General features: G+C 72.5%; 12 protein-coding genes. 4 read left to right on the forward strand and 8 right to left on the reverse strand.

Going from position 1 to position 12879, the window contains the following annotated elements:
* Positions 1–1647: a glycoside hydrolase family 13 protein gene (locus AB0D85_RS28800; RefSeq protein WP_362326216.1), complete on the reverse strand. Its 1647-nt coding sequence runs from the start codon at positions 1645–1647 to the stop codon at positions 1–3.
* 268 nt (positions 1648–1915) lie between these two features.
* Here AB0D85_RS28800 and AB0D85_RS28805 point away from each other — a divergent pair, with 268 nt between their 5' ends.
* Positions 1916–2863, forward strand: coding sequence for an LAETG motif-containing sortase-dependent surface protein (locus AB0D85_RS28805; RefSeq protein ID WP_362326219.1), 948 nt, complete (start codon positions 1916–1918; stop codon positions 2861–2863).
* A gap of 131 nt (positions 2864–2994) precedes the next feature.
* Here the strand turns inward: AB0D85_RS28805 and AB0D85_RS28810 are convergent, their stop codons facing one another.
* Complete coding sequence (locus AB0D85_RS28810; protein ID WP_362326223.1) at positions 2995–3963, reverse strand: nucleoside hydrolase; 969 nt, start codon at positions 3961–3963, stop codon at positions 2995–2997.
* Positions 3964–4029: 66 nt separating this feature from the next.
* A complete protein-coding gene (gene thrS / locus AB0D85_RS28815; protein ID WP_362326226.1) occupies positions 4030–5247 on the reverse strand; it encodes a threonine--tRNA ligase in 1218 nt (405 codons plus the stop codon).
* A 313-nt stretch (positions 5248–5560) separates the two neighbouring features.
* Between thrS and AB0D85_RS28820 the strand changes: the two genes are divergently transcribed.
* Entirely contained in the window at positions 5561–6010 is a 450-nt protein-coding gene (locus AB0D85_RS28820) for a hypothetical protein (RefSeq protein ID WP_362326229.1), read from the forward strand.
* A gap of 383 nt (positions 6011–6393) precedes the next feature.
* Here the strand turns inward: AB0D85_RS28820 and AB0D85_RS28825 are convergent, their stop codons facing one another.
* Together AB0D85_RS28825 and AB0D85_RS28830 are read right to left on the reverse strand one after the other, a co-directional pair.
* Positions 6394–7755, reverse strand: coding sequence for a prolyl oligopeptidase family serine peptidase (locus AB0D85_RS28825; RefSeq protein ID WP_362326232.1), 1362 nt, complete (start codon positions 7753–7755; stop codon positions 6394–6396).
* 101 nt (positions 7756–7856) lie between these two features.
* The gene (locus AB0D85_RS28830; protein ID WP_362326235.1) at positions 7857–8420 is read right to left on the reverse strand and encodes a helix-turn-helix domain-containing protein; all 564 of its coding nucleotides are present in this window, start codon (positions 8418–8420) and stop codon (positions 7857–7859) included.
* Between the two features lie 176 nt (positions 8421–8596).
* Here AB0D85_RS28830 and AB0D85_RS28835 point away from each other — a divergent pair, with 176 nt between their 5' ends.
* On the forward strand, positions 8597–9376 hold the full coding sequence (locus AB0D85_RS28835; protein ID WP_362326238.1) for a hypothetical protein: 780 nt from the start codon (positions 8597–8599) through the stop codon (positions 9374–9376).
* On the opposite strand, the gene AB0D85_RS28840 is transcribed toward AB0D85_RS28835, so the two are convergent.
* The 3 genes from AB0D85_RS28840 to AB0D85_RS28850 form a co-directional block, all read right to left on the reverse strand.
* A complete protein-coding gene (locus tag AB0D85_RS28840) occupies positions 9373–10125 on the reverse strand; it encodes a TIGR03943 family protein (RefSeq protein ID WP_362326705.1) in 753 nt (250 codons plus the stop codon). The two genes, AB0D85_RS28835 and AB0D85_RS28840, sit on opposite strands and share 4 nt — an antisense overlap.
* A complete protein-coding gene (locus tag AB0D85_RS28845; RefSeq protein WP_362326241.1) occupies positions 10122–11126 on the reverse strand; it encodes a permease in 1005 nt (334 codons plus the stop codon). The genes AB0D85_RS28840 and AB0D85_RS28845 overlap by 4 nt, the downstream gene beginning before the upstream one ends.
* A gap of 109 nt (positions 11127–11235) precedes the next feature.
* Positions 11236–12579, reverse strand: a complete 1344-nt coding sequence (locus AB0D85_RS28850) for a tetratricopeptide repeat protein (protein WP_362326244.1) — start codon at positions 12577–12579, stop codon at positions 11236–11238.
* Between the two features lie 112 nt (positions 12580–12691).
* Between AB0D85_RS28850 and AB0D85_RS28855 the strand changes: the two genes are divergently transcribed.
* Positions 12692–12865 (forward strand): hypothetical protein, encoded by a 174-nt coding sequence (locus tag AB0D85_RS28855; protein ID WP_362326247.1) that lies wholly within the window; start codon positions 12692–12694, stop codon positions 12863–12865.
* The last annotated feature ends 14 nt before the right edge of the window (positions 12866–12879 follow it).

Genomic DNA, 12879 nt, shown 5'->3' on the forward strand with positions numbered 1-12879 from the left:
TCAGACGCCCAGCCACACCGTGGTGTCGGGCGGCAGCGTGCCGTCAAGCGGCAACGGCACGCTGGCGAGCAGCACTTCGCCCGGCGGCAGCGGAACCGGCGCGTGCGACACGTTCGTGACGCACCGCCAGCCCTCCGACCGGGCGAAGTGCAGCACCCCCTCGGGCGCCTCGGCCCAGGTCAGCGTCTCGCCCTCCAGCAGCTTGCGGCGCAGCCGCAGCGCGGTGCGGTAGAGCTCCAGCGTGGAGCCCTCCGTACCGGCCTGCGCCTCGACGGCGTACGACGCGAACCACTCCGGCTGCGGCAGCCAGGCACCGCCGGACCCGAAGCCGTACGACGGACCGCCCGCCGTCCACGGCAGCGGCACCCGGCAGCCGTCGCGGCCCTTGCGGACATGGCCCGTCTGTTCCCAGATCGGGTCCTGGAGGACCGGGAGGGGCAGGTCGGCGACCTCGGGCAGGCCGAGTTCCTCGCCCTGGTAGACGTACGACGATCCGGGCAGCGCCAGCATCAGGAGAGTGGCGGCCCGGGCGCGGCGCAGGCCCGCGCTCCCGTCGATCTCCGGGTCCCGTCCGCCGGACAGCAGCCAGGCGTTCTCGTCCGTGCCCGGCGGCAGCACCAGCCGGGAGGCGTGCCGTACGACGTCGTGGTTGGAGAGCACCCAGGTGGCCGAGGCGCCGGCGGCGCGGGCGGTGGCGAGGGAGCCGGTGATGACCTCGCGGAGCGCGGCCGCGTCCCAAGGGGTCTGCAGATACTCGAAGTTGAAGGCCTGGCCGAGTTCGTCCGGGCGGGCGTACAGGGCGCGGCGGGCGTCCGGGACCCAGGCCTCGGCGACCGCCGTGCGGGGCGGGCTGTAGGCGTCGAAGATCTTGCGCCAGTCCCGGTAGATCTCGTGCACCTCGTCGCGGTCCCAGTAGGGGTGGGTGCCCGGCGGTACCCGCTCCAGCGCCTCCTCGCCGGTCGCGCCGAACTCCGCCACGTCGCGCAGCGGCTCGGCGAGGTCCTTCACCAGGGCGTGGGCCACGTCGATCCGGAAGCCGTCGACTCCCCGGTCGGACCAGAAGCGCAGGGTGGTGCGGAAGTCGGCGCGGACGTCGGCGTGCTCCCAGTTCAGGTCGGGCTGTTCGGGAGCGAAGAGGTGCAGGTACCACTCGCCGTCCGGCACCCGGCGCCAGGCGCTGCCGCCGAACACGGACTGCCAGTCGGAGGGCGGGAGTTCGCCGTGCTCGCCACGCCCCGGACGGAAGACGTAGCGCTCGCGGGCCGCGGACCCGGGGCCCGCCCGCAACGCCTCCTGGAACCAGGGGTGGAGGTGCGAGGTGTGGTTCGGGACGATGTCGGCGATCACCTTCAGGCCCAGCCGGTGTGCCTCGGCGGCCATCGCGTCGAAGTCGTCCAGGGTGCCGAGGCGGGGGTCGACGTCCCGGTGGTCGGCGACGTCGTAGCCGCCGTCGGCGAGTTCGGACGGATAGAAGGGGCTGAGCCACAGGGCGTCCACGCCGAGCGCGGCCAGATGGGAGAGCCGCTCGGTGAGTCCCCTGAGGTCACCGAGTCCGTCGCCGTCCGCGTCGGCGAAGCTGCGCGGATACACCTGGTAGATCACGGCCTGACGCCACCAGTCGGGGTTCCTGGACGAGAGGTCGACCACGCGTGCTCCTTCCGGGCGGAGAACAACAAGGGGAAGTCTGTCCAGAATGCCGCGAAGGCGAACCTTCACACCTCACGGAGTGGATCATTCCCCGTGTGATGAAGTTGTGATGACCAGCGAACTCCCCTGGTGTCACCGCAAGTTGACATGGTTCGGCGGCCCCGATCACGATGGGCCCACGCCGTGGCACATGTGACCAGTGAGCCCGGTGTTTTCTGACCTCCGCAGACCTCTGCTGCTCGTCGCGAGCATCCACGATGGGATATCCATGTCCATAGCCAGACATGTCACCGCGCGCCGCCTGCTGGGGACGGGCGTCGCGTCGTTCGCGCTGTGTGCCGTCTCCGTCGCCGGGGCGTCCGGCGCCTGGGCGCACGACACCTCCGGCGGTGACGGCTGGAAGTCCGGCGGCCACTACAGCCCCGGCACGGGAGCGGGCACGGAGACCGGCACGGACAAGTGCCAGTTCTCGATCGACGGTTCGAACTTCTACGACTCGGTGAAGGTCGACGACCAGAACCTGAAGGTCACCGGCGACGGCAAGGTCCACCTCAAGGTCCGTGCCGCGGGTGACGCCGCCAGCTGCACCGCCTCGCTCGCCTCCTACCTCGCCCACGGCGCCACCTTCGCCACCTCCGGGCAGCAGATCTTCGTCGACTTCGACTCGGTGACGGTCAAGCAGGGCCAGACCGACTCCCTCGACATCGCGGTCCCGGACGCCGGCTGCTTCGCGCAGATCGACCTCTACCGGGGCGCCGTCAAGTTCGACGGGAAGAAGGACGCGGGCGACGGCTTCGAGCACGGTGACCTGCCGGCCGGCCCCGACCACGCGGTCATCAAGGACAAGCTGATCGCGTCCTGGAACGGCGGTACGAAGGACTGCTCGACGACCGAGTCGTCGTCCTCGCCGTCCCCGACCCCCTCGGCCTCCCCTTCGGAGTCCACCCCGGCCGAGGGGACCACCACCCCGGCGCCCTCGGAGAGCTCGGAGACCGGTACGCCCAGCGCGACCCCGTCCCCGTCATCCTCCTCCTCGTCCTCGTCGACGCCCACCCCGGCGTCGGTCCCGAGCACCGACTCCGGCAACGGCGGCGACCTCGCCCACACCGGCGCGAGCTCCAGCACCGGCTACCTCGCGGGCGGCGCGGCCGTGCTCCTGGCCGGCGGCGCGGCGATCGTCGTCGCCACGCGGCGGCGGAAGACGACCCGAGCGTAGGCGCTCCGCTGGTTGTGCCGATATGCGGCTCCGCCGCGGGGCCGCGAGAGGCCGTCGGTCGTCTGCGGCGCCGTCGTGGCTGGTCGCGCAGTTCCCCGCGCCCCTTCGGGGGCGCGGCAGCCCGGGCCCTGCTACCGCCCCCCGACGGTCTCCAGGTACAGCTTCACGTACCGCGCCACGTCCACGTCCAACCCCACGTCCACCATGGCCTGTTCGCGGCCGCCGCCGTGGATCTCTGACTCGCCGGGGCGGGGGCGGCGGTCGACGATCGTCTGGCCCCGGGTCGGGCCCGGGGCCAGGGAGACCTCGACGGGCAGCAGCCGGGTGGTCAGACCGGCCGGGTCGGCCACGGCACACACCGCGCCCGCGTCACCGAGGCCGCCGGCATCCTGGTCACCGGCGTCCGGGTCCGGGGTGGCCGGCCGGTGGGCGAGCAGTTCACCGGCGAGCCGGGCGCCCGGTTCCGCGCTCGCGCGCAGCCGTCGTACCTCCGCGCCCGGGACCAGGACCCGCTGGAAGACGTCCAGGCCGTACATGGTGATCGGAACTCCGGCGGTGAGCAGGACCGCGGCGGCCTCGGGGTCGTGCCAGACGTTGAACTCGGCGACCGGCGTGGCGTTCCCGGTGGCGACGGCGCCGCCCATGAACACGATCCGCTCGATGTTCCGCGTCACCTCCGGGTGGGTGCGCAGCAGCAGGGCGATGTTGGTGAGCGGTGCGGTGGGGACGAGGGTGACCGGGCGGGGCGAGGCGAGGATCTCGCGGCGGAGCAGGGTGACGGCGTCGACGTCGACGGGGCGGCGGGCCGGCGCGGGCAGCCCCAGGTCGCCCATCCCGTCCGCCCCGTGCACATGCCGGGCCGACCGGGCCGCCTCTATCAACGGCCGCTCGGCACCCCGGGCGACGGGAACGTCCCCGGCACCGGCCCGCTCCAGCACGGTCAGGGTGTTCCGGACCACCCCGTCGACATCGGTGTTCCCGGCGACACAGGTCACGGCCCGCAGGTCGAGCCCGGGATGCCGTACGGCGAAGAGGAGGGCGAGGGCGTCGTCGACACCGGTGTCACAGTCGATGATCACGGGAATGGGCTGACCGGCCACGGGAGGCTCCTTCCGTCAGCCACGACCCTAAGGGCCCGACCGCACCTCCGTCCTCCTCGACCTCCGTCAGTCGGTCCAGAGCGCGGTCCCGCGGCCCGCCACCCGTTCGCCGATCCGCCGGACCAGGTCCGCCGGCGGCAACGCGCCGGGCTGTCGTCCGTCCCGCAGCCGTACGGCCACCACCCCCGCCTCGGCCTCCCGCGCACCGATCACCGCCTGGTACGGCACGAGCCGGCCGGCTCGCACCCGGGCGCCCAGACTCCCCTCCTCGGGCCCGGCGACCTCGGCACGCAACCCGCCCGCGACCGCGGCCGCGACCAGCGCCTCCGCCCGGGCCAGCTGCTCCTCGCCGACCGGCAGGACGAGCAGCTGCACCGGCGCCAGCCAGGCCGGAAAGGCCCCGCCGTGCACCTCGACGAGATGCGCGACGGCCCGCTCGACGCTCCCGATGACGCTCCGGTGCACCATCACCGGCCGGTGTTTGCGGCCGTCCGCGCCGACGTACCGCAGATCGAACCGCTCCGGCTGGTGGAAGTCGATCTGCACGGTGGACAAGGTCGACTCCCGCCCGGCGGAGTCCGCGATCTGCACATCGATCTTCGGCCCGTAGAACGCGGCCTCCCCCTCGGCCTCCTCGTAAACCACCCCTGCCCCGTCCAGCACCTCGCGCAGCAGCGCGGTGGCCCGCCGCCACAGCTCCGGGTCGGCGACGTACTTCCCGCCCTCGCCGGGCAGCGAGAGCCGGTGCCGTACGGCGCTGATCCCGAGGTCGGCGTAGGCGCGGCCGATCAGCTCCAGGGCGGTGCGGGCCTCTTGGACCACCTGCTCCAGGGTGCAGAAGACATGCGCGTCGTTGAGCTGGATGGCCCGCACGCGGGTGAGTCCGCCCAGCACACCGGACAGCTCGGACCGGTACATGGTCCCCACCTCGGCGATCCGCAACGGCAGTTCGCGATAGCTGCGCGCACGGGACCGGTAGATCAGCGCGTGATGCGGACACAGGCTCGGCCGCAGCACGACCTCCTCCGCGCCCACCCGCATCGCCGGGTACATGTCCTCCCTGTAGTGCGCCCAGTGCCCGGAGAGCTCGTACAGCTCCCGCTTGCCGAGCACGGGCGAGTACACATGCCGGTACCCGGCCCGGCGTTCCGCGTCCCGGACGTACTCCTCCAGGGCGTGCCGTACGACCGCCCCGTCGGGCAGCCAGTACGGCAGGCCGGCGCCCATCAGCGGGTCGGTGTCGAACAGACCGAGTTCACGGCCGAGTCGGCGGTGGTCGTGCATGGCGGGTCTCCTCCCTCAAGAAGGCGAACGACCCGCGACACGACGAAGCCCCGGGACGTTCACCCCGGGGCTTCGGACTGGTCAGGTGTCAGCGCGCCGGGACGGTCTCCGACGTCGTCGTGCAGAACGGACACGGCAGGGCACGCTTCATGCCAACGACGGTAGCAACGGCCGGAGCGGGACACGAACGAATTTCGAGGCGGCTCCGTCCCCCGCGCACTGCGCGTTCAGTCAACTGATGTCAGAGATGGGGTACGTCGCGGCTGGGGCGGTCGGGCGCATACTGGGTCGGGCCGTCTGAGCGAGGGGGCTGATGTCCATAGACGTCATGACCGCAGTGGCCGGTGCGGTCGGAACACTGCTTGCGGGCATGGCAACGGCTTGGGTGGCAATCAAGTCGGCCAACGTGACCGTGGCGGACAAGCTGTTACAGGCGATGAAGGAAGAGGCTGCTCTGCTTTCTCAGCTGCCGGAAACCTCCTCGGCGCACCGCCGGCTTCAGACTCATCTGGACTGGATGACTCAGAGGTACATCCCCGAGCGATCTGCGCAGGTAGATCGGAAGGTCCATTGGCCCACCATCACGGGCGTTCTGATCGCCGGAGCAGTGGAGATGGGCCTCACCATCTGGGTCGCGCTCCTTGGAGGCTGGGCCTTGCTCTGGCTGGCGGTGCTTGTGCCGATGCTGCTCGTCTGGGTCTACGGCTTCTTCTATGAGATCGGCGGCGGCGATGCTCGCGCCCTCAGGAGGAGGCAGCGCTGACCACTCGCCAGAAACCTGGGCCGCCACCGGGCCGTGCCACTCGCGTGCCAGAACGCTCGGGGACTCACGGGGCAGGCTGTTCGGCAGGAGTGTCCATGAAGCGCCGGCCGCTTGTCCCGCGGAGGATGAGGGGGGTGGGGATCCACGGCATGCAACATAGTCCCGAGGTGGCTCCCGGGGACCTTTGTGCCCACCCCCCTTGACCGCGGACCTCGAAGGTTCTCTGACCGGTCTCACTCCACTGGGCAAACTAGCAAGCAGCACTGACAACGACCTGGCGCCTCAACGGCTTTCAAGACCGCTCCCTCTCAGGCCGCTCGGGCAAGCCACTTCCATGTCGTCCCTGCCGTCAGGGTTGTCGTCGGCTTGGAAGGCGGTGGTCGTCACCCGGCGACGCCCCACCACACCGCCCACGGTATGAAGCCGAGCGTGGCCAGTCCGGCCGGGGCGAGGCGCAGCCAGGCCGCGTGGTTCGGTGTCAGGCGTCGGCGTCGGAGGGCGGCTGCCGAGACGCAGGCGGATGCCACCACGGCGACGGCGAGCGCCTGGACCACCAGCCACAGAGCCGGACGGCCCCACACGACGGGCGCCGCTGCGCCGGTGCCCGCCGCGAAGACGGCGAGCGGGCAGGCCACCGTCGTCACGACCGCCAGCAGGCCGAGTCCGGCCAGCCATCGCACGGGGCGCAGGACCGGGCCCCGGCGCGCGAGAGCGCTCATCGGGTAGGCGGCGAAGCCGAGGAGCAGCAGCGCGGGGGCGAGCCAGGCGTACCAGGCGTGGTCCGGTACGGGGGTGGTGGCGAAGGCCTGCCCGGGTGCGGGGGCGGCGGTCGAGGCCGGTGGGTGGCCGGCGGCGACGGCCCGCACCCATGAGGTCATGGTCTGCGCATAGCGCGGGGCCAGTTCCCCCAGCTTCTTGCCGTGGAAGAGCGGGCCACCGATCCGGTCGAACCCGTCCGACGTGCGGTGGCCGTTGTGCGCGCCGCCGGCGACGAAGCCGATGACGGCATGCCGGTTGCCCGCACGGGCCAGGGCCTCGCGGAAGATCCGTGCGCTCTCCTGGGGCGGCACCTGGGTGTCGTGATCGCCCCACAGGGCCAGCACCGGAGTTCGGTGGAGCCGCTCCAGCACCGGCACGGGGTCATAGCCGGCCTCGGGGAACAGACCGGTCGAGGCCATGAACCGGGCGGCGGGGCCGGCCACGGTGCGGCGGAACGGTCCGCCCACCCCCTGATGGCGCAGATGCGTGGCGAGGTTCCAGGCCTGGGTACGCAGCGGGTCGTAGCCGGGTCCGCCGATGGTGACGACGAACGCGACGTCGGTCGAGCGCGACGCGGCCAGCGGCGCCACCCAGCCCCCCTCGCTGAACCCCCACAGCCCGACCTGGCGTGCGTTCACCCCGTTCCTGGACTGCAACAACCGCACTCCGGCGAGCGCGTCGTCGGCCAGCAGGCCGAAGTCCACATGGAGCCTGGAGTATCCGACGGTCCGCTTGTCGTAGACGAGCGTGGTGATCCCGGCGCGGGCGAACGCCTCGGCCTCCTGCCGGTATTCCTCCCGGGGGCCGGCGCCCGAGCCGCCGACGAGGACGATGCCGGGTGCCGGGCCGGGTGCTCCGTTCCTGCTGAGGACGGTGCCGTGCAGGACGAGCCCGCCACCGCCCCGGAAGGTGACCTCCCGGCGGACCAGCCCGTCCCCGCCGGCGTACGCCATGGGCGCGGCCAGCAGGAGGAGGGCGCCTGCCAACGCCCCGGATAAGAAGGCCAGTACGGCACGTATCGGTGGTGCGGACGTAGTCGAGTGCGGCACGGCGTGCGTCCCCCTTCGCTGTCGGTCGGGCCGCGCGGTCAGTCGGTCTCGGGAATTCCGAGCAGCCGGACGAACACGGTCCGCGCCTCGGACGCGTCCCCCCGTTCCGGGGCCGAGTACCGGTAGAGGAGCGCGATGTACTCCTCGAAGAACGCACGGAGTTGGCCGGGGTCGACCCAGAGCGTGGCACGCGAGAAGAGCGCCGCGTCGGCCCAGGGCCCGAGCGTGTCGCGTGCCTCCTCGAACCGCCGGGCGGAGTCGATCAGTTCGGCGAGGTTGAGCCGGTGCATCTCGGTCAGCGCCTCGCGCATCTCCGGTGTCTGCCGGCTGTACGGCGGGAACCGCCGGTCTCCCGGCACCGCCCGCCACCACCGCTCCCGCCCCTTCGCCAGCTCCGGGACCTCCTCGACGAGGCCGTGCTTGGCCAACTGCCGCAGGTGGTAGCTGACCAGCCCCGTGCTCTCGCCCAACTCGCGTGCCAGCACAGCGGAGTTGGCCGGTCCTCGGCGCAGGTGTTGTTCGATCTTCTGCCGCATCGGGTGCGCGAAGGCGCGCAGCGCCTCGACATCGGTGATCTCCTGCGCGGGCGGTTGTTCGGCCATACCGGAAGGCTACGAGTTGCAAAGAGGGTTTGCAAGGACTCCTTTCAACTCTCGCATGGGTCGCCCGCGTGGCGGCCGTCCCTCACCCGGACGGACCGGAGCGGTGGTGGACGGGCGCCGGGGGTGATGGCGTGTGAGCACGCGTCCGCTGCTCCTTTTCCCGGGGAGACCCCGTCATGAGAGTCATCGCCTCCGGTCTTGCCGTGGCCGGCCTGCTCGCCGCCTCCGCCTGTACGGCCGTCGTGCCGCCGGAGGCATCCGCTCCCGGCTCCTCCCCGACCGCCGCCGAGCGCCCCGCCCCGGCCAGCCCCGGCACCTCCCCCGGCTCCCCCGGCACCCCGGCGCTCACCGCCGAGCAGGCGCAGTCCGCGCTGATCAGCGAGGCCGACCTAGGGGTGCCGTGGACGTTGAGCGGCGGTACGGCGACCTGGCACGACGGCCTGCTCAAGGCGGCCACCGGGCTGCCCGACTGCCAGAACCTCCTCGACGCCCTGTACGCCGACGAACTGCTGGAACCGGCCGGCCCGCACGCCGTCGCCGCCCTCGACGACGGCGACGACGAGGCCCAGCTCCGCTACCACGTCATCGCGAGCCACTCCGCCGACATCGACCGGACGCTGGCCTGGCTGCGCGCGATGCCCGGCACCTGCGGGCAGTTCACGGCCCGGACGACCCGGTCCGGGACCGAGACCGTCCAGGTCGCCGACGCCGGGCTGACCGCCCTCGGCGACGCACGGCAGGGCCTGCGGGTCACCCTCACCGGGGAGAGCCCCGAGAACGGCGACGCCCCCACCACCCTCACCCTCGACGTCGCCGTCGTCCGCGTCGGCGACGACGCGATCGTCCTCACCGACGGCGCCCTCGGCACCCTCCCGGCCCACACCACCGAACAGGCCCTCGACCTCGGCGTACGCCGACTCGCCCAGGTACGCGAACTGGGACGGGCGCAGGCCTAGGGCCGCGTTTCGTAGGGGTCCGACGGCTGCTTCACCGTCTTCAGCGACCCCGCGTCCAGCACCGGCGGCCACGCCGCGTCCGAGCCCAGCGCGCCCTTGGGGTGCCAGGTGCCGGTGACGGTGACCCAGGTGTCGGTGGGCGGCGCGTCCTCGCCCCTGATCTCGACCTTGCTGGTGGTCGCGTCGGCGGCGCAGCAGGTGACCATCAGCCGGGTGAGGTACCAGGTGCCGGCGTCCGCTCCGTGCGTGACGAAGCCCGTCATCCGGACCGTACGGCCCGTCAGCGAGCGCCCGCTGTCGTAGATCGCCCGTGAGCCGAACTCCGCGAGGGTCAGCTCCACCGGGTTCCCGGCCGGCAGCGCCGGGAAGGTCCCGACCCCCTGTTCCGCCCGCTGCGCCGCCTCGCGCTCCGCGCTGTACGAACCCAGGGCGGGCGGCGGGAAGAGGAGCAGGGCGAGAGCGGGGAGGACGAGCAGCCAGGCGATCCGGGGGCCGTGACGGTGACTGTGATCGTGGTGGTGGTCGTGGTGGTGGTCGTGGTGGTGGTCGTGGTCCGCGGCGTCTTCCGACGTACGGCCCCTCAGTACCGCCGTCGTGATGCCCAGGAGGATCAGGGTCGCCCCTGCGACGATCAGGTACGGGCGCAGGGACGCCTGCACGTAGCGCAGATACAGGTCGCTGAAGAGCGTGATCCGCAGGGCCGCCGCGCCGACGAGGCAGAGCAGGACCGGGCCGCCGTACCGGCTCACAGCAGCCACCAGCCCACCAGGACACTGGCCGACAGCGCCACCAGCCAGGTCGCCGAGGAGAAACGGACCGCGAAGCCCCGGCCGAAGGTGCCCGCCTGGAGGGCGATCAGTTTCAGGTCGACCATCGGGCCCACCACCATGAACGCGAGCCTCGCCGTAGCCGGGAACGCGCTGAGCGAGGCCGCCACGAACGCGTCGGCCTCGCTGCACACGCACAGCACGACGGCGAGCAGCGCGAGCAGGGGGACGGCGGTCCACGCCGACCCCGTGAAGACGTCGAGGACCGACCTCGGTACGGCGATGTTGAAGGTCGCCGCGGCCGCCGCGCCCAGCACGAGGAAGCCGCCGGCGTGCAGGAAGTCGTGCTGGAGGCCGGTGACGAAGGCGCGGGCGCCGGTGGTGTGGGGCTCCCGGGCGGGGCCGGGCCGCCGTAGCCACTCGTCGCGGCCGAACCGCGCCCACAGCCAGCCCATCACCACCGCCGTGCCGAGGGAGGCGAGCAGCCGGGCCAGGACCATCTCCGGCCGGCCGGGGAACGCGATCGAGGTCGCGACCAGCACGACCGGGTTGATCGCGGGGGCGGAGAGGAGGAAGGCGAGGGCCGCGGCCGGGGCGACCCCGCGCCGCATCAGGCTGCCGGCGACCGGGACGGAGGCGCACTCGCAGCCCGGCAGCACCACGCCGGCGGCCCCCGCCACGGGGACGGCGAGGGCCTGGTTGCGGGGGAGGAGGCGGGTGAAGACCCGTTCCGGGACGAAGGCGCCGATCGCCGCGGAGACGACGGTGCCGAGGAGGAGGAAGGGGACGCCCTGGACGGCGACCGCGGTGAACACGGTCCACCAGGCGGCGACCGGTGGGGTGTAGAGGTCGAGGGCGAGGGTGGGGCCGAGGACGGATACGACGGTGGCTATGGCGAGGAGGGCGGTGCCGCCGAGGACCACGTGGACGACGGCCCGAGTCAGAAGACGCAGGCCGTCGGCTACTGTCCGTTGGTTTTGCACCTCGGGGACGGTAACGAAGGGAGCTGTTGCCCGGCACAGAGAAGGCTGTGTGTCGGGTGCGGGTCCGGTGGGGGCTTGTCGCGCAGTTCCCCGCGCCCCCAAGGGGGCGCTACAGGGGAGGTTGGGCAGGAGCTGGCCCCAAGGTCGTCGTACCCGGGGCCGTACGGTGCCCCAGGCCCGTGCGGTAGGCGTCCAGTGCCGCTTCCACCCTTCCCGTGCGGCGCAGCAGGTCGCCCAGCAGGCGGCACAGGTCGGCCAGGTCGCCGGCCGCGCCCGCCCGTTCCAGCAGGCTCAGTGCCCGTACGTAGTGTTCCTCGGCCGCCTCGGTGTCCCGGGCGTCCTCGGCGATGATGCCGAGGAGGCGGTGCGCGGCGGCCGCGTGGACGGCGCCGCGCTCGGAGGAGAAGTCGCCGAGGACCTCGTGGAGGAGTACGGCGGCCTCGTCGGACTTGCCCAGGCGGTGCAGTACGTCGGCCAGTTCCACGGCCGCCTGGCTGCGGTACAGGGCGGCGCGGGTCTCGGAGAGCATCGCGAGGGCTTCCCGCAACTCGCTCTCCGCGCGCTCCAGTTCGCCGTTCTGGGCGTAGACGTAGCCGCGCATCCAGTGGCAGTTGGCGAGTTCGGTGCGGAGCTGGAGCTGGCGGTAGAGCTCGGCGGCCTTGGCCAGGGAGGCGTCGGCCTCGGCGACCCGGCCCTCGGCGAGCAGGGTGCGGGCGACGGAGCGGTGCATCCGGGCGATCAGCGCCGGGTCGCCGGCCTGCGGCGCGAGGGCGAGGGCGAGTTCGGCGGCCTGGGCGGCGCGGGCGTGGGCGCCCATGTCCATGTAGGGGCCGATGGCGGAGGCGTAGAGGAGCAGGAGGGCGTCGGGGTCGTGCAGTCCGCTGCGGTTCAGCTCGTCGAGCGTGGTCTCCAGGAGGTAGACGGCGTAGCGGAGTTCGCCCGCGAGGTAGTGGCTGACCGCCCGGCCGCGGATCGCCGGGACGCGCACCGGCAGCGGCTCGTCGGCCGTCCACAGCTCGGCCCGCTCGAAGAACTCCCGGGCCTGCCCCAACTCCCCTGTCTCCATGGCGCATTCGCCGAGGCCGAGCAGCGCGGTGGCCTGCTCCACGGCGAGCCCGTGCGCCTCGGCCTCCTCGAACAGCGCCGTGTACTGGGCGGCGGCCTCCTCGGCCGCGCCGGTGGCCAGGGTGCGCTGCGCCTCGGTGAGCCGCAGCCTGAGGTCGGTGGCGAGATGGGCGGGGTGCCCGCTGGCCAGTTCCTCGAAGCCGACGCCGAGCCGCCCGGCGATGTGCCGCAGCGCCTCGTCGGAGGCCCGCACCCGCCCCGCCTCCAGGGTGGAGATGTAGGCGGGTGTGTAGGCCGGTTCGGCCAATTGCCGCTGGGTCAGCCCCCGTTCCGTGCGCAGTTGCTGCACGCGCCGTCCGATGGTCTCCGGATCGTCCCGCTCCCGCATTTCGCCATTCCCCCCAACTCCCCCTGAACCTCTTGCCGTTGAGCTCTGACTACCCCTAGGTTAAACCGCGAATTAAACGTGGTTAACCCGCCCCTGTCGTTGCGAGGTCGCCGTGCTCGGACGCACATCCGCACGCCCCACCGCACGTTACGTCCGGAGTCTCGCCGCCGCCGTGCTCGCGGTGGCCGCGCTCATCATCGCCGCCAACGCCGGACCGGCCAGAGCGACGGACGATTCCCCCGCCTCACCGGCTCCGGCCATGGCCCAGCACGCCACCGCCCGCTAGAGGGTCTCGGGGGG

Source organism: Streptomyces sp. NPDC048277 (genome assembly GCF_040652235.1).
Classification (GTDB): domain Bacteria; phylum Actinomycetota; class Actinomycetes; order Streptomycetales; family Streptomycetaceae; genus Streptomyces.